Here is a 21964-nt window from a genome sequence, read left to right as displayed (position 1 = left end):
TTTACGATTTGGTTAGACGCTCGAATTCAACCAATGAACCAAGCCTTGTCTGATGGGGTAAGTCCCCTTCAAACAAGGCTTTTTTGTGGGGCAGGCGCTGGGTTATGAACTCATTTGTGAGATTGGCTCAGGCAATATTTTAGCGTCATTTGAGTTTTTAATTAGGTAGAAAATTTTCAGTAAGCTGTGCAGAATGATGATAAAAGATCTCATGAATTACCTGGTAACTATTCTCTTTTCTTTGTTAATGATAGTGTCGCCCCTGAGCGGACAAATGGTATTTAACGGCGACATGGAGCTCGGGCAGACGGGCCTGAATACCCTGCCTTCCGGCTGGAACATTGTTTCAGGAACGCCGGATTATTGTGACAGTTCACCCGCCACCTGCCAGACATTGCCTTATAAAATCCAAAATCCTTCTCCCCAGGGCGTCAGATGGGTCCGTTTTTTCAACGGGGTGCTCATCCCGGGCCCCAATAATGAAGTGTTTGGACAAACCCTGACTTCACCATTAATCGCAGACCAGGAGTACACCATTTCCTTTTATGCCGCCTATTCGAAAATAAATGACGATGTCAACGCTACCACCGCAAGCATTATCCTGGGATTTAGTGACGGAATGCCTGCGGCGGAGGTCGGAATGAATAACAGGGATACGCTCCCCCTGTCGGTTCCCGAAGAGTGGGTACAGCATAGTTTTACCTTCATTCCTTCATCGGACTATAATTATGTAACTTTTGGAAAACTGGAGGTCGACCTTTTTAATGCATGTTATATCGATGATGTGAAGATTATCCCTGTTTGCCAGGTGGACCTGGGGCCAGATACCACCCTGTGTGTGGGCGACACCTATACCCTTGATGTAGAGACAAAAAACGGGGTTTATCTTTGGCAAAACGGCTCTACGTCTCCCACTTTTAACGTTACACAACCGGGAACTTATTGGGTGGAAGTTTCCGCCAATTTATGTACCAGCAGGGATACGGTGGTCATCGATTTCGTTCCGGGCCCTCAGTTGGATATTGACCCGGAAGTCAATGTTTGTGTCGGGGACCAATACCAGATAGATGTGACTTATCCCGGATCGAGTTATTTATGGCAGGATGGATCTACTGCTCCTGTTTATGAGGTTACTAATGAGGGATACTATGAAGTCACGGTGACCCTTGGGAATTGCAGCCTCACTAAAGGCGTGGAAGTCATTTACAACGACCCGCCTGTAGTGGACCTCGGACCGGATACCAGTCTTTGCGACAGTTATTTTCTGTACCTTTCCCCCGGCATTGATGAGGGAGCCTTTACCTGGCAGGACGGTTCGACAACCAGCAATTACGTGGCCAATGGTCCCGGAACGTATTGGGTGGAGGTAGAACGATATGGATGCCGGGTTGCCGATACGGTCGTGGTGGCCTTACGGGAGTTGTACTGTGATTGTTTCCTGGCTTTTCCCAATGTGTTTTCCCCCAATTCTGATGGAATAAACGATGAATTCGAAGTTTACAATACCTGTCCGCTGGCGGATTTTAATTATTCCATTTTCAACCGTTGGGGAGTTAAAATATATGAATCGGATACTCCCGGCAAGTTTTGGGACGGCACCTTCCAGGGACGTCCGGCCCAGGTGGGGGTGTATACTTTTGTGGTTCAATACCAATTTGAAGACAGGGCTCAAAAAGAAACCCGCTCCGGGAGTTTTACCTTGCTGAGATAAAAAAACCGGTCCGCGGGATCAGCGGAACCGGTCTTGAAAAAGGGTTGTTTTACACAAATGAGATGTAGAAGTTGCTTTATTCCCGGAGGATGTTCATAGGGATATATACATTTTGCAAACGTAGCAGGAGTTTGGGGATTGTATGATTTTTTGGAGAAACTCCTCTCTATTTGTTTGACAGCTTTATGCCTTTATCACGGAGATATTAAAAAGGTTACCCTTTGGGTTATTTTTTTTTAAATCCATATCAGATATGAGGCAAAAAGGGAGAAAAAATGTATTTTGGAGGTTCTTGTTCATCATTGAGAAAGGATGATCTTTTTAAGTTACCAGTTCAAAAACTAAACGATGAAACTAAGAACGATACACTTACTTTCCCTGGCTTTTCTTTTGCTTCCCTTTACCATTTTTGCCCAGGAACGAACCGTCACCCTGCTCAATACGGGCTGGAAATTCCAAAAAGGGCATAACGAATCTGCCTTTCAGCAAAATTTTGACGATTCCCGCTGGCAAAACGTGGTGGTTCCCCACGATTGGGCGATCCCCGGCCCTTTTGAAACAGAGGGAAACGGAGACACCGGGAAATTGCCCTGGAAAGGGGAAGGCTGGTACCGGAAATCAATTAATATTCCCCCATCCGATTCAGGTAAACGCATTTACTTGTTATTTGATGGCGTGATGGCGTTCCCCAAAGTGTATGTCAACGGAAAACTGGCCGGACAATGGGATTACGGATATAACTCCTTTTACCTGGATATAACTGATTTGGCGAAGCCTGGGCAAGCCAACCTTCTTGCTGTCCACGCAGATACCCGCGATCATGACAGTCGCTGGTACCCCGGAGCGGGCATTTACCGAAAAATTCAGCTGATCACCGTCAATCCGGTTCATGTTGATATTTGGGGAACTTACATTACGACCCCGATTATCAAACCTCATTTTGCGGATGTTCAGGTGGCCACAACCATCAACAATGCCGCCGACGATGCGGCCGATGTGAAATTAATCCATACTTTTTACAATGGGAACAACCAGGAAGTCGCTACACGGGAGGTGAAAGAAAAAATATTGCCCCATAAGCGGCGAACACTTGAAACGACAGTCACCCTTTCCAATCCTCACCGGTGGGACATTGATGATCCACATTTGTATAAAGTGGTCACCAGGGTTTATAAGGGAGAAAAACTTTCAGATACATACGAATCCACCTTTGGGGTGAGAGACATTCGTTTTACCCCCAATCATGGTTTTTACCTCAACGACCGGAGGGTTCAGCTCAAAGGGGTTAATTTACATCATGATCTCGGACCACTGGGGGCAGCTTTCAACGAAAGAGCCATGGAGCGTCAATTGCAAATAATGCAGGGTATGGGATGTAATGCTATCCGCACCAGTCACAATGCTCCGGCACCCGAATTGCTCGAACTTTGCGACAGGATGGGCTTGCTTGTCCTGGATGAAATATTCGATAAATACGATGCCAAGGCCGACATCCTCGATACCACGGATTTCGACGATTTCGCCCACAGGAACATGCGCAATTTTGTCATGAGGGACCGAAACCACCCGTCTATCTTCTTATGGAGTGTAGGCAATGAGATCGGAGACGTACAGTGGAATATCAACAACGGATTTCAGCGGCTGCAGACTATGATCAATTACCTTGAAAAATACGATGATTCCCGCCCCAATACGCTGGTCTGTGACAGCGAACAAAGTGCTATGCTCGGACATTACAGATACTACGATGTCCACAGCTGGAACTATGGTCGCCGCTACAAACTTGCCCGACAACTGGAACCCGACAAGGCGGTGATCATCAGCGAATCGGCTTCTACCGTGAGTACCCGCGGATTTTATGAATTCCCATTGCCCGAAGACAAGACGGCATTTACCAATTCCCTGCAGGTAAGTTCCTACGATCTCAATGCTCCCTGGTGGGCCGAGATCGGTGATGATGATTTTATGTGGCAGCAGGATGAACCTTATGTGGCAGGAGAATTTGTCTGGACAGGATTCGACTATATCGGTGAACCCACACCGTATAACAATAAATGGGTCAAAGAGCATGGTATGTCGGACAAAGAAGCTTCCCGGAGTTCCTATTTTGGAATTGTTGACCTTTGCGGGATTCCCAAGGATAGATATTACCTGTACAAAAGTTACTGGAAACCAGAAGAAACTACCGTCCACATCTTACCCCATTGGAACTGGGATGAAAGGGTGGGACAGACAACCCCTGTTTTTGTTTACACCAACGGGGATTGTGCAGAGTTGTTCCTGAATGGAAAATCCCTGGGTGAAAAATGTAAAGACCCAAAATCATCCAATTCTGCCGAACGCTTCAGGCTCATGTGGAAAGAGGTGGTGTATGAACCTGGTGAACTTTTGGCTGTTGCATATAAAGAAGGACAGGAAATTGGGCGCAGCACCATGAAAACGGCCGGTAAACCCTATAAACTAAAATTGACCACGGATCGCCAGACCATTCATGCCGATGGTCACGACCTGTCATTTGTGCTCATCGAAGCGGTGGACAAAGACGGCAATTTATGTCCCCTGGCCGATCATCCATTAGAGATAAAGCTCAGTGGGCCGGGTGCCATTGCCGGTGTAGGAAATGGGAATCCCCAATCGATGAACGCCTTCAAGTCAAACAAAGTGAACCTTTTTTACGGCAAAGCCATGCTCATCATCGGTGCAGAAAAGAAGGCAGGAATCATCGAGGTGGAAGTTTCAGGCCGGGAGATTAAAGGGGAAACGTTAAAAATTAATACCAATTAAAAATTTGAACATGCGCTCCATGCAAAAATACCTGATATTCCTTTTATTGCTCATTGCGGCATGCGGGAAACCCGAGCCTGACGTTCCGGAACCTGTGGTCGTTGATTTCAGCCTCATCAGGGCAGCGGATTTTTCTGCCATCCCTAAAATTGAAGCCACCACCCTCGCGGCTTATTTCAATGCAGACGGAAAATATGAAAACATCCTTACCACTTTTAAAAACAATGGGGGCAATACGGTCAGATTGCGCTTGTGGCACAATCCGGCCGGGGGATATTCAGGTTTCGAGGAGGTGAAAAATTTTGCAGAAGAGATCAAAGCAGCGGGATTGAGGGTTTGGCTCACGGTACATTATTCAGACACCTGGGCCGATCCCGGCAGTCAGGTTACTCCGACAGCATGGCAGGGGTTGACCTATGCCCAGGTGAAAGACAGTATGTATGCCTACACGGCTAAAATTGTATCAGAAATACATCCTGAATACATCCAGATCGGAAATGAGAATAATGGAGGAATACTTTATCCTTACGGTAAAATCAGTTCAAACGAAAGCCAGTTTGTGGAATTGATGGCGACAGGATTACAGGCTGTTCGTGATAATGACCCACAAACCAAAACGATCATTCATTTTGCAGGAATCAATAACCCGACCTGGTTTTTCAACAAATTAACAAACCTCGATTATGACATCATTGGGTTGTCCTACTATCCTTTTTATCACGGAAAGGATTTGCAGCTTTTGACGACTACTTTAAATACTATGGTTCAGACTTATGATAAAGACATTATGATCGCTGAAACGGCCTATCCTTTCACATTGGATTGGAATGACTGGACGAATAATATCGTGGGAAGTGAAGACGATTTGATCTTACCGGATTACCCGGCGACCACCGCAGGACAAAAAGATTTTGTGAACAGGATCAAGGGGATAGTCAAGGGAACCATCAGGGGCCTGGGCTTTTGTTATTGGGGAGGCGAGTTGATTGCCTTTAACGGCCCGGAGGCGTCCGACGGATCTTCCTGGGAAAACCTGGCGCTGTATGGATTCAACAGCCGGGCCCTGCCTGTGATGGAAGCTTTTGGGAAATGATGGAAAATGATGGGACTTGGATGGAACACGGATTAGAACAGATTGAACAGGTGAGGACGGATTTTTTTTGGGATCGGGATGCCATCCGTGTGAATCTGTCAAATCCGTTTCATCATTGTGCTACCCATCAATGGAAGCTTTTGAAAAGTGATGGAAATGATGGGAGGCAGATCAGAACAGATAGAACGGATGTTGGACGGATTTTTTTGATGTGCTAAGATCCGTGGCAATCCGTCAGATCCGTTTCATCAGCGTTCTACCCATCAATGGAAGCTTTTGAAAAGTGATGGAAAATGATGGGAGGCAGATCAGAACAGATAGAACGGATGTTGGACGGATTTTTTTGATGTGCTAAGATCCGTGGCAATCCGTCAGATCCGTTTCATCAGCGTTCTACCCATCAATGGAAGCTTTTGGAAAATGATGGGACGCAGATCAGAACAGATAGAACGGATGTTGGACGGATTTTTTTGATGTGCTAAGATCCGTGGCAATCCGTCAAATCCGTTTCATCAGCGTTCTACCCATCAATGGAAGCTTTTGGAAAATGATGGGAGGCAGATCAGAACAGATAGAACGGATGTTGGACGGATTTTTTTGATGTGCTAAGATCCGTGGCAATCCGTCAGATCCGTTTCATCAGCGTTCTACCCATCAATGGAAGCTTTTGGAAAATGATGGGAAATGATGGGAGGCAGATCAGAACAGATAGAACGGATGTTGGACGGATTTTTTTGATGTGCTAAGGTCCGTGACAATCCGTCAAATCCGTTTCATCAGCGTTCTACCCATCAATGGAAGCTTTTGGAAAATGATGGGAGGCAGATCAGAACAGATAGAACGGATGTTGGACGGATTTTTTTGATGTGCTAAGATCCGTGGCAATCCGTCAGATCCGTTTCATCAGCGTTCTACCCATCAATGGAAGCTTTTGGAAAATGATGGGAAATGATGGGACGCAGATCAGAACAGATAGAACGGATGTTGGACGGATTTTTTTGATGTGCTAAGGTCCGTGACAATCCGTCAAATCCGTTTCATCAGCGTTCTACCCATCAATGGAAGCTTTTGAAAAGTGATGGAAAATGATGGGAGGCAGATCAGAACAGATAGAACGGATGTTGGACGGATTTTTTTGATGTGCTAAGATCCGTGGCAATCCGTCAGATCCGTTTCATCAGCGTTCTACCCATCAATGGAAGCTTTTGGAAAATGATGGGACGCAGATTAGAACAGATTGAACAGGTGAGGACGGATTTTTTTGGGATCAGGGATGCCATTCGTGTGAATCTGTCAAACCTGTTCCCTCCGCGTTCCATTAAAATACGATCTGATTTATATTTTGGGAGTTTCTTTTACATTGTTACCATCTGTTATATCTTTATTCCGAAACCGTAGAAAATCCACAGAACAATAGACTTATTAATAAAATAGTTTCTCCGTTTAGTAACCAATACCGAAACTCATCCATTAATGAACAAAAGCAATTATCAAAACGAGGAAAAATTACTCGAGCAACTGGCAGGGGGGGACGACAGGGTTTGGAAAGATTTTTATCATGATGTCCGGGAGGTGTTCTGTGGACATTTTATAAAATACGCCAGGATAAACCCGTCACAAGCCCTTGAATTGTTGCACGAAGCGATGGTCATCCTTCATCGCAAGGCGGTCAATGGAAGCCTGAAAGCTCCCCTGCAATCGCGATTAAGTACATTTTTGGTCGGAATTGGAAAAAACCTTTGCCGGCGAAAAGGATTCAGTGTGGCGGATGAAGGGGAAGAGAGTATGATGCACCTGGCCGACAACTGGATAAACGAACACGAAGATGCTGAAGAAAATGCAGCAATCGTAAAAAGCATACTGGGTAAAATAGGAGAGCCCTGTAAGACATTGCTCACCCTTTATTACCTGGAAGGTTATAGCATGGAGGCGGTGGCCAGTAATATGGATATGCCTTCCTCCGGAGCAGCGAAAAAGAAGAAATTTGATTGTCTCAAAGCCATCAGGCAAATGTTAGGATAGAAATAAAATGAACCCACAACAAGTAAATATCGAAAAAATTGAAGCCTATTGTCAAGGTACGATGAACCCGGAAGAGAGGGAAGTCTTTAAAAAGGACATACGAAACGATAATGAACTGGCTCAGGAAGTAAAGGCGTACCAAAAGATCTTTTCAGGATTGGAAACACTGGCGGATGCTTCTTTTAAAAGTAAGCTCGAAGCATGGTCCGACGAATGGAGTGATGCTGATGAAGAGGAAATAACCCTTATCCAGGGGTATCTCAACGATGAATTGCATCCGGAACTCCGTAGCGAAACAGACATCAGGTTGAAAACAGATACCGCGTTTGCCAAAAAAGTGGCGCAGTATAAAACATTGTTCTCTGGATTTCAGGGAATGGCCGACCAGGATTTTAGTCGGAAAATGCAGGGATGGGAAACGGAAAATAATACCGTTGTAGGACTCCCGGCAGCAAACCCAAAAGCCAAAATAAGAACCCTCTATCGCCGGTTGGCCGTGGCGGCTTCTTTCCTGCTGATCGTAAGTTTTGGAATCAAATGGTATGCCGGGGCCAATTACGGCCCGGATGCCCTGGTGCAAGCAGCTTATTTTAAACCGGAGACCGGCGGCAGTATGGGCAGCGAAAGGCCTGAGGTGACGACTGTCATTGAAGCACAGTTTGCCGCAGCCCATGAAGCCATGGAAAGTGGTGACTACCAGACCGCTATTGATTCATTCGACGATGTGTTGATGTCGCTGGAAATGGTAGATTTTCCTGAAGAGCGTGCAAACTTTTTCAGGGATAACGCCCGGTACAGCAAAGCTTTGGCCTTATTGGCTGATGGCGGAGATACAGTGGAGGTTAAGGAATTACTCTTAGACCTGATCAATACGACAGAAGATGATTTTTACCGGTCAAAGTCAGAAGAGTTGTTGGAAAAGATCAATAGTTTTTGGTTCAAGTTGGGATAATAGGTGAATTTGAGCGGCTCCTCTTTTGATTCATCCGAATTTTTCGGGGAACGTTTTTTGAGGGGATCACCAATCGAGGTCATCCAGCTCTTCCTGTTTGTAGAATTGTTTGGTAAAAGCCCGCTTCCGCTGTCGTTCGATGACCAGGCGGGCAAGCTCGATATGTCCGGGTTCAGGAGCGATAGGGGAAAGTGCTGCTTCTACCTTACGTTCATCCACGTCAAGCCGGTACATCAGGCTGAAAAGAAATTCCGGACGATTCTGGATCAGGAAATCCATCCTCTCAGCAAGCAACATGAGTAATTGCTCCTCCGTTATGCTTTCTCCTTCCACCGCTTCCAGCTCAAAATCCTGAGCAATGAGTTCCTTCGTATTCTCAAACGTCGTTTTATCCATAAATTGAACTTTGTGTAAAGTATGGAACAAAGTTAAAAAGGTTATGGTTTTAACGGGTAGTCCTGTTTAAGAAAGGTGAAAAAAAATCCCGGGGCTTCTTTTAGGGGATCGTATTTTTGTTTTATTTATTAAAAAAAAATATTGCTTCGTAAACTAATTTAAAAATACCGTTCTCCATTAACTTACTGCCGGTCTCGTTCCTTCACTTGAAATGTTAATTTTATTTCCTTATCTTTAACCTCACCAAAGCGAGATCCTGCTATTTGGTAACAAGTTTAATCCTTATGAAATATGAAAAAGTCAAACATTCTTTTTCTCCCCCTGTTCGTATTAGCTCAATTTTCTTTTTTCGGTTTAAAGGCGTCTGTCAATTTCGTTGATGCCGCTCTTTCCGAGGTGCGTAATATGGCGGCCAGGGAGGGCAAATTGTACTTCGCCCATTTCTCTGCCGACTGGTGTATGCCATGCCAGTGGATGGAAAAAAATACTTTCAATGATCCACAGTTGGCTATTTATGCCAATCAAAATTACCTGGCGACAAAATTGGATATTGATCATTCGGAAGGACAATGGTATCAGAATCAATATAAAGTGGCCACTTTGCCCACCATTCTGATTTTTAGTTCACAGGGCGTATTGTTGAACAGGATAGAAACTTCGGTGGGAGCAAAGGAGTTGCTTTCCATTCTGGAAGAACTGAACAAACCCGGCAACAAAATATCTGTTCATCCGCCTGTCACCCGGGCCATCCGGGAGCTGGTCATGGACAGTCCCAAGGCCATTTTCACCTTTTCACGACCTGCGCTGATCCCGGAACCGGAAACAAGGATGAATGCCAACCAACCTGTTTTTGCAAGCCAATCACCTGTTTTTGCCGCTGCCGAAGTACCTAATACCAATAATAATTATTATCAAAGCGAACCATTGGCTTTTACGCCCAAATCCGTTGCGGAATACTATATTCAAACAGGTGTCTTTAATAAATACGAGGAAGCGGTGGACAAGGTACATCTCCTTGAAAAAGACTTCAATCAGCCGGTAATGCTCTACACCAGGAGAGCTGACGGTCAGCTATTTTATCATGTCACCATTGGAAAATTCCAATCCAAAACTCAGGCTAAAGATTTTCTGAATTTTCTCCAACGCAATGATGTGATGGGAGAGTTGAAGGAAAAGTAATTAAATTGGCTTTCTATGAAATGGAATGCATGGGCAATGGTAATCTCTAAAAGAAATTTTCTGTCGTAGATTCATAGCTGAATCTGTTCGGTTCACTTCCGTCCGGATTGAAATAATTCATAATTTCTGATTTTAGATTGTCACAGCAAGCTAAATTTGGATATTGGCTATCCAATATACTGGAAATTATTTTCTGATCACATTGCCAATGAGTCATCATCCTTTGAGCCATTTTCAAACAGGACCGCGTGGCTTCACAATTTGGAACATTTGTTTTCTTAAAATGGTATAGGATGAGTTTCCCTAGATGGTTCTTGATGGCTTTTTCCTTTAATTGGACTGGGGAATCGTTGAGTAACCGGTCTGTTTCCAAATCTGTGTAAATGGCATAAGGGCTGGAATAAAGGGAATAACTTGCTATTTTAAATTCTTCATATTCTTCCTGATTTATGGAAGAATATTGTTCATCCATGATGAGGTTTTTGTAAAAATATTTGCTGGATTCCTCTTTAGGTTGTTTATTAGGTTTGAAAACTAAGACCTTATTGGAGAAAGGGTTGTTGGAATGGCTGTTGCTCGTAAGAATACCTTCTTTTCGGTTGTTGGGCGCAGTTATCATTGGGAAGTTCAACATGCCCTCATACAGGCCTTTTTGGAAAAAGTGGATCACTACCTGGTCATGCAAAAGGAAAGCTTTTCCTTCAATAGAAAGATTTCCCCGAATAAAGATCGTTTTGCCACTTGGGGAAATGGTAACAGGATACCGTTTTATGACTTTATTATGGAAGTTCAGGCGATAAAGATAATAGGTACCTGCGGCTTCCTTGATATCTTTATTGGAAGGGGGGAGGTTCAGGATATTGCTGAAAAACAAATTGCTCCCCTGAAGGTACCTGTCTTTTTCGGATTCCAGAGAAAAAAATTGCTCGAAACCCGAAATTGAATTTTTTAACTCCTCGATTATACCGGATTCGGTACCATCGATAAACCTTGGGGTGTATTTCGGGTTTTTGATATCATTATCAGGGATCTTGCGTAAAAGTGCCTTATCGGCGCGAGGTTTTAAACCTGTGCTGATGCCACCAAAAATTCCTGTAAAGGTATAATCATCCTGTTCTTTGTCATGGATGACGTCAGGGATACGTAAAATTACCAGATAATTGGAATTGCCATCTACTTTTTGGAGCTTAAACTGTAATATTCTTTGTTCATAAATCTCAATACTTCCTTTAAACTCTCTTTCGCCGTTGGCAAGGCACTGAACCTTTCCGTTTTTGGTCAGCACAAAACGGAGCAGCTCGATTTTTTTCTCCTTTTCGCCGGTAATGGAGTTGGGTTCCCAGCAACCAATGTACATGGCATAATGGCCCGCTATTTTTTCAAGTAAATTTTGATTGTTTCTCCATCCCGGGTACACATTGTCGAGGAATGGGCCGAAGTTGTTGGAAGTGCCCTCCAGGTAGTTGTCAAGGTTATAATGCTGATTATTTAAAAATTGGGTAAACTGGGCCTTTTTCCACTCGTGAAATGTGGCAATAATTTTCTTTTTTGTGAAGTTGAGGTTCCAATTTGTTTTAAGAAAATCAAAAAAGGTTCTGGGAATGGAGGACTGAAGCAGGGGTAAATTTGAATCGCTCTGTGTGATTTCATTTTCGAAAATCATTTTCAGCAGGCTCTGGGTATTTAATGGGGCGTGGGTACCTAAAGCGACCCCATCTTCTGGTATGTCTGGATTCAGGTATTCATTGACAATTCGGTTTTCAAGGATAAAAGGTCCCATGCGGGTTTCGGCATTGGAAATGACAATGTAATACCCTACGGCAAAGGATCTGCGTTTCAGGGGAGTATTGCCGAGAAGAATTAGTTTCAGTTCGTGACGGGTGTCCAGGTCATCCTGTGAAGAAAGGGTGATGCTGGAATGAAGGTGTAAATTGTCTAAATCGGGTTGGTCAATTTTACCTTTGTACCGACGGCCATAATAAGGGGATTTGGGCACTTCGACAATCGTCCCATTCAGGATTAGTTCGAATGGGGTAATCTGATCAATATTATTGCCGATATAAGCATACCCGCTGAAATAGATGGCATGGTCTGATAAACTGTCTGGACGTTCCACGGGCGTTCTTTCCTGCGGGACGATATTTTCTACCTGTAGGAAACGGTTATAAGATTCAAGGTCTTTATATCCAAGGTATAACAAAAAAGTGTTAAGATAGTCGGCATTGATCGTAATGAATGGATTCTGTGTATTGGCTTTAATTTTATAGGCGTCCCTGAGGAATTTGCCGTTTAACTTCCATTTGTGTTCACTTTTCAGACTTTGGGGCGGTGTTATGCCGTTGGTTTCGTAAGTTTTTATAAACTCACTTCGGATACTGATTTCATTTTTATGCTCCTGGCCTTTGGATTGGGGAGCAAAACCGTAAAGTTTGTATTCCGGTAGATTTTGATCAGGGTGTTCGGTTTGAAATTTTGCTATAATTTGGTTGTGAATGGTTTTGAATACGGCCGTTTGAATTCGAACTTTATTCGTACTTGACATAATAAATTTTTGTTGTGCGTTTTTGAGGGTTAAAAGGCAAAGTCTGAATAAGGTAAGCTAAGCATTTAAATATTATCTCATAGTCTGAGGGTTATGCTTCTTTTTGTGTCTGACGGTTTTTGGGGTTAAAGTAATTTTAAATAAGTGTAAAGTTGGGTAGAAAATGTAAATAATGGTATAAAATTTTTATATATAAACAAATATAGGTAAAATAAATCATATTACGCAAATATTTAGAGTATAAATTTTCTGAGTAAAAATTAATTTTTCATATTCTTATGTTTTATTGAGGTTGTATTGATATTATTGGCATAAAATATTGTGTTAATCTATAAAAACATTGTAAAATTTTAAGAAAAAAAGAAAAACAATGGAAATTAATAAAAAAAATTTGCATAGTTGGCAAAAATGGACTAAATTTAATTTCGAATAGCCAACATAAAATACAGAGATGTTAAATTCACATTTCTAAAAAGGCACTTTAACAATCCCCCTCTGAACATATTCATGATACTAATATAGCTTAGCTATAACCCACCTCGCACACATTTAGACACACAGGAAGACAGGTTCAACTGTTGAAGTATTGAACATTGTGAAACATGGCCCAAGGGCATTCATGGTTTGTGATTGCTTATGCTTGGCAGGAAAAAAAATGGGGTAGAAAACGTCCTGGCCGGATTAGTTTAAACCACCCCACATTGTTCTCAAAAGGTCGCACGACGGTGAGGTCGTTTGACGCTATTTGTATATACAATATCTATGCAAGATAGGCTATTATCGAGTCTTTTGCAAGTCAAACCTCATTTTTTGTGCGGCGATTTCTAACCTTTAAATCGACGTATTATGAGATGGTTATTATTTCTGATTTTATGTGCCTGGTGCTTTTTCCAGGTCGCTACCTGTTCTCCCGATCCCGAAAAATTTGTCAAAACACCGATTCTTTTGTCTTCCGATATCCCGGGGGCTAAAAAAGATCTTCACAACGAATTCAGGGCAATTCCGGATGCCAAAGTAACGAGCGGTTCACTGGCGATTCCTGCCATTCTGGTCAATTACTACTATATCGAAGATGGTCATGGAGGCTCCTTAATGGTTAAAGCCATTCAGGGGGAGGCATTACCCGATCAGGGCCAGATGCTTTTTATCACTGGAGAATTTAAAAATGTTGTCAAGTCGGAAGGGGTTCTGATCACTGTATTTTGCGAAAAAACAAGAAAAGTACTGGATGATGCCATGCGATGATTTGACATCCATGGGGGTAAATTCAATTGTTCAATTTTTAAATGAGAGGTTATGTTGTTCTTAGCATTAAATTCGACCAGCGGAGGCATCGTTTTTATAATCCTCCTTGTTGTTGTCGTATTACTCAAGGTATTGTTTAATACGGACGCTTCAGATGAATACAAATCCACCGATACCCAGGCCAGGGATATGAAACTTGTCCTGGAAGAAGAAAGAAAGTTATGGGAGCAGGAACGTGAGCGTTTGGTTTCCGAAAAACGAAACCTGAAACGGGAGAGAGATGAATTAAAGGAAAAACATCAGCAACGGAAGTTCATTAAGAAAATGGTGCTTGGTGGCGTTGTTGTTGTGGTGCGGACCTTATTTATCGAACTGGAACCGAGTGTTTGGGAATTGGCCATTCTTGTAATAGCTATGTTGGGTTTTAATCCCGGACAGGATATTCAATAAATTTTGCGAGGTTTCTGCGGCAGGATGTTCCAGAATTTTTTTGGGAATTCTGCCGCCTTTTAAAAAGTAAATACACAGTGCCCCCTCCAGGATATACCGGCTTTCATTTTTAGGTGCCCCCCACCTTGTTTATTCTCTGGTAGAACCAACACCTTATCCTGGTTTGATTTTTTTTTCCTGGTTCAAAATAAAAAGGGTGAAATTTCAAAAAAAAGATTACCTTTGCGCCCGTTAATGCCACCGTCCCTTAATGGGAGTACGTGGATATGGTTAAACCAAACAATAAAATCTAATGGCTGTAAAGATCAGATTACAGAGAAAAGGACGTAAAAAACGCCCATTTTACCACATAGTGGTAGCAGATGCGAGATCACCGAGAGATGGTAAATTCATCCAGAACCTTGGTGTATATAATCCTATGACAAAACCTGCAACGATCGAATTGGATCGTGATGCAGCTTATGATTGGTTGATGAAAGGTGCTCAACCTACAGATACCGCACGTGCAATTTTGCGCTTTAAAGGTGTTTTATACAAAAAACATCTTCAGCGTGGTGTTTCAAAAGGTGCTTTAACCGAGGAACAGGCCGAGGCTAAATTAGCGGAATGGATAGACTTGAAAGAAGCTAAAATCGCCCAGAGAGTGGCACAAACATTAGCCGAAAAAGTAGCTTTCCACGAAAGAGTGTCCGGATCAGCACCTCCTCCTCCGGCTCCGACCGTTAAGGAAACTGCTGCTTTTGGTAACGATACGCCTAAGGCTGAAGAGCACAAAACCCTTGCAGAAATTGCGGCTGAGAAAAATGCGGCAGAAGAAGCTGCAGAAATGGCAGTGGAAGCAGTAGCGGAAACAGAAGCCCCTGCAGCGGAAGAAGTAGCACCTGAGGTTGAAGCTTCAGTAGAAGACGAAACACCAGCTGTCGAAAATGAAGACGAAAAAGCAGAGTAATTTCTCCTGATTCGTTTTAAGTTTAGTTTTAAAGCCCGGTCGATTGATTTCGCCCGGGCTTTAATTTTGCAATGGATAAATTTTTAGTGCCGGAAAAGGATGATTTTTAGTAACTTTTTCCTGACCGAATTAATAAATTTTATTGCACTCTTTACACTTTTGTTTGTCGTTTATATTTTATAAAATGTATATTTGCGGAGTGGAAGGCATTCATACTTTTGTTTCCACCCGATACTTGGCTATACTTTATTCTAAAAATAATTAGTAAACCTGGTAGTGCCTTTGATGCACTATCAGGTTTACCTTTAAAAGGAACCAATATTATGTTGGATTTACAAGAAAACTATAAGGAAAAACTTGAAGAACTCGCTGTGCATATTCAGGAATCTGATGAATTAGCAGCCTATCTCGAAAATGAAGAGGATGAGGATTATGTTCAGCTGAAAGAAAAATTCGAGCCCCATCTTGCTGTATTGCACAATGAGGTTGCCAGACAAAACCCGTTGCAGCTCATCGAGTTGGAAAAGCTTATGCTGGACGATCGTTTTGAAGGGTTGTTTTTGCCTAAATTACTGGGGTATTCGGTTTTGAGGGGAGAATTAAACGCGCAGTTCAAGTACGCTCGTCCCCAGGAACATTTTAAAGCGGTATTGCTTACCATTTGCAATTCTGCCAATTTTGATATCCTCAAAAGAAGAATCGGTCAGTCTATACAGATGGGCTTTGCCTTCAGTAGTGATATCTGGATTACCAACCTGATCAATGAAATCGATAACCGTCGGGTACGTCATTACCTCATGGGGCATAAACTCCCCAAATACCGTGATGTGCTGGAGCGTAAGCAGGGCTTGATCCGTTACAAACGTCAGTTTGTTCACGATCATTTCCAAACGGCTGATTTCCCTCAAAGCGCTATTGAGCTGAAGGTGTTATTTACTTCTTTAAAGAGTTTCCTCATTGTCAGGGTGAATGCGGAGGATGTTGATAATTCCTCCCTCATTGAGCCCTTGATGCAGTTTATCAACAATGATGAGCTCAAAGGAACAGAAGAACACCTGCAGTTGATGGCACTTGTTGCCGGTTATTTTGATTTGAGTGAAAAAGATCATAAGAACCTGGAAACGGTTTTTAATGAAATCAGGAAGGAAAATGAGGAATTCTCAGAACAATTTCTGCACTTCGTACTCGAATTGCATAAGAGTTCCGAAATTGACCTCAAACCAGAAGCCGATGCACGCATTTCCTCTGTTGTAAATAAAAAAATCAAGGACGACCTATCCGTTTATTACGAATTGATGGATATGATCCAGGATAAAGGATACATTTCTGAAGAAGTACAGGCTGCCGTAAAAGGATTTTATGACAAACACGAAGGGTTGTCGCTCGTCAATGAATGTGTCCGGTCAACCATCTACGATTGTTTTGTTCGGTTCATCAGCAACCTGGGAGCAGACGCTTATACCGACTTTTTTGAAATTTCGAAACACTTCCCGGTTTATATGGAGGTTTTTGTCAACCAGAAGTTCAATCAAAAACTGGAAGACCTCTCGATGAAGTATATTCGTAAATTACTCAAGCGGTTTACAGACAAACGTGGAAAAGACTACCAGGATATCAAAAAATTCGTTTCCACTTTCTTTGTCGATTTGAATTTCCAAACGGATAAAGAGGTAGTGGAACTGTTTAAGACGCGCCGTAAACGCAAACCGAAAGAATAGGAAACGCGGAAAAAATAAATTTACACTTTTGCCACCCCTCCGCCCCAAAAGTGGAGTCAGCGCATAAAAATGTAAATTTATTTTTGAACCATCCGCTAAGAAAGGATTTTAATGCAAGATTAAAAAATGCCTCCAATGCCCTCTGCGCTTTGGGGGCATTTTTTATCGAAAAAAAAAGTCCGTGCATAGATTAATTTTGATCGGAGTGCAGAACCTTTTTATTTTGTCAACAAAAAAACGAAGATGGTAAAAGATTTTATGGCCGGTGTCACCGCTTATGGAAAAGCATTTGAGGATATTTCCCGTTATCGTTTGTGGAAATATGTGATGATTCCCGGCATCATCAGCTTTTTATTGGGGATAGGCATTTTTGCCGGAGCCTGGGCCTCTTCTGATGATATTGGAGGCTGGCTGGTGTCGTTTTACCCTTTTGAATGGGGCAGCGGTATGGTAGATAAAGTAGCCAATATTTTCGGGGGATTGCTGGTGGCTATTGTTGGATTACTGCTGTTCAAATATATCGTCATGATCATTGCTTCTCCCTTTATGAGTTTCCTTTCTGAAAGCATTGAAAAAAAGAGGTTTGGCAGCAGTGCCCAGACGCCCACCCTGAAAATGATCATCAGTGATTTTGTGCGCGGACTCAGGCTGGCGGTCAGAAATATCATCCGGGAATTGTTTTTTACCGTAGTCGTTTTGCTTTTTGGCCTGATTCCTGTTTTTTCTCCTTTTGTTGCCATCATCATTTTTCTCATCCAGGCCTATTATGCCGGTTTCGGCAATATGGATTACACCCTCGAAAGATATTACAGGGTAGAGGGCAGTGTAAATTTTTTGCGAAAAAACAAAGGACTGGCGCTTGGAAATGGGACGGTTTTTATGCTGTTGTTGTTGACGGGGATCGGGTTTTTAATTGCGCTGCCGTTGGGTACGGTGGCGGCAACGACGGAAACTTTGAAGCGATTGCCGGAAAAAATTTAGCATAGCATACTTTTTCTTACCCATCCTTGGGTTTTTATACTTTTTATTCCTTTTATTTGCTTTGAGTTTGAAAGCATACCCATGCTATTTCCCAAATTACAATTAACTTTTAAAAATGAAAATAACACACAACTTTCGAACAAGAAGCCTTTTGATTTTATTGGCAAGCCTTGGTTTTTTTATTACCGGCAATAGCCAAAATGCCTATGAGTTGGCCTGGAAAGCCCTCGACAATGCCAATGTTGACGAAGCGATTGCTCAATTTGAAGCAGCACTAAAGGATCCGGCCTGTAAGGAAAATGCCCTGTTATGTCTCACCATGTTGTATGAGCGGCAAAACAAAACAAAGGAAGCTACTCAGGTATTTGAAACTTTTTTTGACCTTTCCGCCGACCCGTTTCCGGCCCTTTACGCTTTATGGTTCGAGGAAGGGGCCGTTGGACTCTCCTTTAAGAAAAAGCCCTCACAGTTAAAATTTCTTCAAAAATTAGAAAAAAATAAGGCAAACAAAGGAAAGCTTGACGTGGCATGTGACTACAGATTGAGTACTCATTATTTATGGGCATTTGATAAAAGCAAGGCTCAAAAATATTTCAACAAGATCAATTATATCGATAATTGGTTATTCCTGGGCCCCTTTGATAATGTGATGAACAGCGGGTACGACAAGGATTTTGGAGTTCTTTCCCATCCGGATACCACAGCGCGGTTTACTTCCAGGTATGGAGCGGAGATCGGTTGGTTTAAACCTGGTACCAGTGGAAAAGATGGTTATATTGCCAAAGACGCATATTTTCTGGGAGATAATTCAATTATTTATGGCCAGACTTTCATAGAATCTCCCGAAGATCAGGAATTGATATTGAAATTTGGATATACGGGAACCTTAAAGTTATGGTTAAATGATTCATTAATTTTTTGGGAACAGGAGCCAAGGGAAACCGATATTGATTATTTCAGGATAAAGTGCAGGATGAATAAAGGTTTTAACAGGATTCTGGTACAATCAGGAGATACTGATCTGGGAAATACAAGTTTTACCATCCGATTGACGGATACCGAAAATAATCCAATTTGGCCGGAGAGCAGCTGTTATTACCGCCCTTTCCAAAAGGGTGTCGAAGAGACTGAAACCATACCTCATTTTGCGGTTCGTTACCTGGAAGAGCAGGCGGAAAAAACCGATGATCTTTTGTATGAAATATTATTGGCGAAATCCTATTTCAGATCAAAAGAACTGGAAAAAGCGGAAAGTATTCTGGAGATGCTTTACAAGGAACATCCGAAAAACTATCTCGTCCTTTTAAATATGGTTTTGCTGTCCACCAAAGCCAATAACAATACCAACCAGAATAAATACTACGACCTGTTTCAGGAAATTTACGCCGAAGACAGGGATGTGTTGAAAAATAAAATTGATAAATATTATAATGAAGGCAATAAGCTTAAAGTCAAGGAATACTCTGATCTGTATTTATCCAGATATTATGACGAGTACCTGGACATTTCATTTAAGATAGTGTTAGCCTCTATGGATGAGGATGTTGAAAAATTGCTGAAGATGATTGATGATTTTTCCAAATCATTTCCTGACGATAATTTGGCACAAGTCTCCAAATACAAAATGGAAAAATCTTACCTGTCCAATCCGGTAAAGGCCAATTCAATTTTAGAAAAATTTTTAGAAAATAATTTCAGTAACCAGGCCCTTATGGAATTGGTGAATAATTACCTAAAAGAGGGTAAGCCGGAAAAAGCGATGGGTTTGTTGCAAAAATATCATGAATTGTTTCCCGTTGAAGTGGGTCCTTATGGCAGCATGGTGAATCTCTTAACCAGGCAATCCAGGTTTAAAGAGGCCATTGAAATTTGCCAGACCATTTTGCAAAACAGGCCTTCTGATTTTAATACCTTATCCGATTTGGCATTTCTGAACAAAGCAGCCGGGAACAATGAAAAGGCCATTTTTTATTATAATGAATCATTGCGTTATTTCCCGTTTTCTTTTGAGGTGAATGAAAATATCCGCGAATTAAAAGGACTTACAAAAATTCAAGATATGATTCCTGAAATTGATCCCGCCGAAAAAATTGCCTCCTACAATTCTTCCTTTGTGCCACCGGTAAAAAATGCCTATGACATTGTGTGGAATGCTGAATCACTCGTCATTTTTAAATCCAAGGCCATTGGACGGACTCAGGAATATGTTTTAAAAATGAATGATGAAAGCGCCATTGAAGAATGGCAAAACATCTCTTTTAATACCACTTCCACCATAGAATATTTTATTAAAGAAGCCAAAACCATTAAGCAAAGTGGTGAGAAAATCGATGCGGAAAGAAACAATGGTGAAGTTGTTTTTATCAATCTTGAGGTGGGAGATTATATCTTTGTTTCCTATTTGGAAAAACAGTACAACGGCGGCAAGTCGTCTGTGTTTATCAGTGATGTTTTTTCGCTGAATTCCTTTACTCCGGTTTATGAGGAAGAATATAACCTTTATGTAGAAGATGGGGTCTCGGTAATAGATACTTGTTTTAATGCTTCCGTGGTTCCTGAAATAAGCCAGAAAGAGGGTTTCAAAATATATAAATGGAGTGTAAACAGTCCTGAGGTAGTAAAAAACGAATCGAATGCTCTCCCTTTTTATGATATTGCCCAAACCGTGCATGTAGCCGTAAATTATTCCTGGAAGGATATTGTCCAATGGTTTAGTGATCTGTCCACTTATCAGGCAATACCGGATTATACCATAAAGACTTTAGCCGGAGAGTTGTTTGACGGTAGCGAAAAGGATCTTTCCGACGAGGAAAAAGCAAAAGTGATTTACAATTTTGTGGCAAAGAACATTAATTACAGTTCTATTGATTTCAGGCAAAGTGGTTACATTCCCCAGAAGGCCTCCCAGGTTTATCATTCCAGGCTTGGTGATTGCAAAGATGTTTCAACCCTATTTGTGTCCCTGGCGAGGGTTGCGGGTTTGGATGCTGAATTGGTATTGGTCAATACGAGTGACAACGGACAAAACAGCGTCCTGTTACCTTCTTTAAATTTTAATCACTGCATCGTAAAAGTCCATCTCGAAAAAGGTGATAAATTTCTGGAACTTACTGATCCGGATCTTCCTTTCGGGTATTTATACAATAGTCATAATGGGGCGTCCATTCTGGAAATTCCAACCGGAAATAATATTTCGGAAGATATTCATCTCACCTACCTGGCATTTAATGAAGGGTATAAAAATGAAGTTTTCCGTCATTCAAAGGTTAATATAACCGATGATTTTAAAATGAAAATCCGAAAGGAGAACATCAAAACAGGGGTTTATGCTTCGGGAATGTGTAAAACCTATTTTTACAGTGATGAAAAGGAACAAAAAGATAAATTAAAACAAAGTATATCCAATGATTTTAATTCCGCTTTGACGCTGGATGCTTTGGACTTTAAAAAACTCGAACCACGGTTGGATACGGCTATATTCAGTTTCGATATCACGGTTGATAATGATGTATTGAAATTGGGATCATTCAGGTCTGTTAAGGTTCCTTTTTCAGATATCCTGGTGAGGATGAATATTTTTGAAGACAGTGAAAGAACCCTGGATTTTGATTTTGTCAATTATGAAGATGTGGATCGTTATGAAGAAACCATTGAGATCGGACTGCCAGAGGGACATTCGTTCGTTGAAATTCCAGAAGATGTGCATCTGGAATACAAAGGGTGTTATTATAATTTGAATTTTGAAAGAAATGGTTCGGATCAATTAAAAGTTCATAGGGTTTATACTGTTAACAGACAAAATGTGAAACCTGAAGAATTTTCAGCCTTTAAGGTTTTTATGTCGAAATTAAACGAAGCGGAAAACACCCATTTGCTTTTTAAGTGATTTTCCTGTAAAACGGGCAAATGACAAATAATTTCCAGCTGGTTTTCCCTGGGCTT

Annotated in this window: 14 protein-coding genes; 12 read left to right on the top strand and 2 right to left on the bottom strand. The window is 41.9% G+C overall.

Annotation, left to right across the window (positions count from 1 at the left end; genetic code table 11):
- Window positions 1-193: 193 nt before the first annotated feature.
- The 5 genes from H6571_07445 to H6571_07425 all read left to right on the top strand — a co-directional run bounded on the left by H6571_07445 (window position 194) and on the right by H6571_07425 (window position 8562).
- Complete coding sequence (locus H6571_07445; GenBank protein ID MCB9323561.1) at window positions 194-1711, top strand: gliding motility-associated C-terminal domain-containing protein; 1518 nt, start codon at window positions 194-196, stop codon at window positions 1709-1711.
- 348 nt (window positions 1712-2059) lie between these two features.
- On the top strand, window positions 2060-4495 hold the full coding sequence (locus H6571_07440; GenBank protein ID MCB9323560.1) for a glycoside hydrolase family 2 protein: 2436 nt from the start codon (window positions 2060-2062) through the stop codon (window positions 4493-4495).
- Between the two features lie 10 nt (window positions 4496-4505).
- Entirely contained in the window at window positions 4506-5588 is a 1083-nt protein-coding gene (locus tag H6571_07435) for a glycosyl hydrolase 53 family protein (protein ID MCB9323559.1), read from the top strand.
- Between the two features lie 1473 nt (window positions 5589-7061).
- Window positions 7062-7610 carry a sigma-70 family RNA polymerase sigma factor gene (locus H6571_07430; protein MCB9323558.1) on the top strand — a complete coding sequence of 183 codons (549 nt, stop codon included), beginning with the start codon at window positions 7062-7064 and terminating at the stop codon, window positions 7608-7610.
- 7 nt (window positions 7611-7617) lie between these two features.
- Complete coding sequence (locus H6571_07425; protein ID MCB9323557.1) at window positions 7618-8562, top strand: hypothetical protein; 945 nt, start codon at window positions 7618-7620, stop codon at window positions 8560-8562.
- A gap of 66 nt (window positions 8563-8628) precedes the next feature.
- Here H6571_07425 and H6571_07420 read toward each other — a convergent pair whose 3' ends face one another.
- Window positions 8629-8958 (bottom strand): hypothetical protein, encoded by a 330-nt coding sequence (locus H6571_07420; GenBank protein ID MCB9323556.1) that lies wholly within the window; start codon window positions 8956-8958, stop codon window positions 8629-8631.
- A 291-nt stretch (window positions 8959-9249) separates the two neighbouring features.
- On the opposite strand from H6571_07420, the gene H6571_07415 reads away from it, so the two are divergent.
- Window positions 9250-10137 carry a thioredoxin family protein gene (locus H6571_07415; GenBank protein ID MCB9323555.1) on the top strand — a complete coding sequence of 296 codons (888 nt, stop codon included), beginning with the start codon at window positions 9250-9252 and terminating at the stop codon, window positions 10135-10137.
- 46 nt (window positions 10138-10183) lie between these two features.
- Here H6571_07415 and H6571_07410 read toward each other — a convergent pair whose 3' ends face one another.
- Window positions 10184-12679, bottom strand: a complete 2496-nt coding sequence (locus H6571_07410) for a hypothetical protein (protein MCB9323554.1) — start codon at window positions 12677-12679, stop codon at window positions 10184-10186.
- An 846-nt stretch (window positions 12680-13525) separates the two neighbouring features.
- Between H6571_07410 and H6571_07405 the strand changes: the two genes are divergently transcribed.
- The 6 genes from H6571_07405 (at window position 13526) to H6571_07380 (ending at window position 21908) form a co-directional block, all read left to right on the top strand.
- Window positions 13526-13924 carry a hypothetical protein gene (locus H6571_07405; GenBank protein MCB9323553.1) on the top strand — a complete coding sequence of 133 codons (399 nt, stop codon included), beginning with the start codon at window positions 13526-13528 and terminating at the stop codon, window positions 13922-13924.
- A gap of 51 nt (window positions 13925-13975) precedes the next feature.
- A complete protein-coding gene (locus tag H6571_07400; protein MCB9323552.1) occupies window positions 13976-14374 on the top strand; it encodes a hypothetical protein in 399 nt (132 codons plus the stop codon).
- Window positions 14375-14666: 292 nt separating this feature from the next.
- Window positions 14667-15323: a 30S ribosomal protein S16 gene (rpsP, locus tag H6571_07395; protein ID MCB9323551.1), complete on the top strand. Its 657-nt coding sequence runs from the start codon at window positions 14667-14669 to the stop codon at window positions 15321-15323.
- A gap of 323 nt (window positions 15324-15646) precedes the next feature.
- Window positions 15647-17041, top strand: a complete 1395-nt coding sequence (locus H6571_07390) for a hypothetical protein (GenBank protein ID MCB9323550.1) — start codon at window positions 15647-15649, stop codon at window positions 17039-17041.
- A gap of 243 nt (window positions 17042-17284) precedes the next feature.
- Window positions 17285-18022 (top strand): EI24 domain-containing protein, encoded by a 738-nt coding sequence (locus H6571_07385; GenBank protein ID MCB9323549.1) that lies wholly within the window; start codon window positions 17285-17287, stop codon window positions 18020-18022.
- Between the two features lie 115 nt (window positions 18023-18137).
- The gene (locus H6571_07380) at window positions 18138-21908 is read left to right on the top strand and encodes a hypothetical protein (GenBank protein MCB9323548.1); all 3771 of its coding nucleotides are present in this window, start codon (window positions 18138-18140) and stop codon (window positions 21906-21908) included.
- Window positions 21909-21964 lie beyond the last annotated feature (56 nt).

The organism is Lewinellaceae bacterium, assembly GCA_020636105.1.
Classification (GTDB): Bacteria; Bacteroidota; Bacteroidia; order Chitinophagales; family Saprospiraceae; genus BCD1.
Note: the sequence above shows the minus strand (reverse complement) of the source record. Positions and strands in the feature narration are given on the sequence as shown.

Coding starts and splice junctions, on each gene's coding strand:
- H6571_07380 (MCB9323548.1), top strand. CDS start 18,138: ATGAAAATAACACACAACTTTCGAACAAGAAGCCTTTTGATTTTATTG.
- H6571_07435 (MCB9323559.1), top strand. CDS start 4,506: ATGCGCTCCATGCAAAAATACCTGATATTCCTTTTATTGCTCATTGCG.
- H6571_07400 (MCB9323552.1), top strand. CDS start 13,976: ATGTTGTTCTTAGCATTAAATTCGACCAGCGGAGGCATCGTTTTTATA.
- H6571_07445 (MCB9323561.1), top strand. CDS start 194: ATGATGATAAAAGATCTCATGAATTACCTGGTAACTATTCTCTTTTCT.
- H6571_07405 (MCB9323553.1), top strand. CDS start 13,526: ATGAGATGGTTATTATTTCTGATTTTATGTGCCTGGTGCTTTTTCCAG.
- H6571_07415 (MCB9323555.1), top strand. CDS start 9,250: ATGAAAAAGTCAAACATTCTTTTTCTCCCCCTGTTCGTATTAGCTCAA.
- H6571_07425 (MCB9323557.1), top strand. CDS start 7,618: ATGAACCCACAACAAGTAAATATCGAAAAAATTGAAGCCTATTGTCAA.
- H6571_07420 (MCB9323556.1), bottom strand. CDS start 8,958: ATGGATAAAACGACGTTTGAGAATACGAAGGAACTCATTGCTCAGGAT.
- H6571_07385 (MCB9323549.1), top strand. CDS start 17,285: ATGGTAAAAGATTTTATGGCCGGTGTCACCGCTTATGGAAAAGCATTT.
- H6571_07430 (MCB9323558.1), top strand. CDS start 7,062: ATGAACAAAAGCAATTATCAAAACGAGGAAAAATTACTCGAGCAACTG.
- rpsP (MCB9323551.1), top strand. CDS start 14,667: ATGGCTGTAAAGATCAGATTACAGAGAAAAGGACGTAAAAAACGCCCA.
- H6571_07440 (MCB9323560.1), top strand. CDS start 2,060: ATGAAACTAAGAACGATACACTTACTTTCCCTGGCTTTTCTTTTGCTT.
- H6571_07390 (MCB9323550.1), top strand. CDS start 15,647: ATGTTGGATTTACAAGAAAACTATAAGGAAAAACTTGAAGAACTCGCT.
- H6571_07410 (MCB9323554.1), bottom strand. CDS start 12,679: ATGTCAAGTACGAATAAAGTTCGAATTCAAACGGCCGTATTCAAAACC.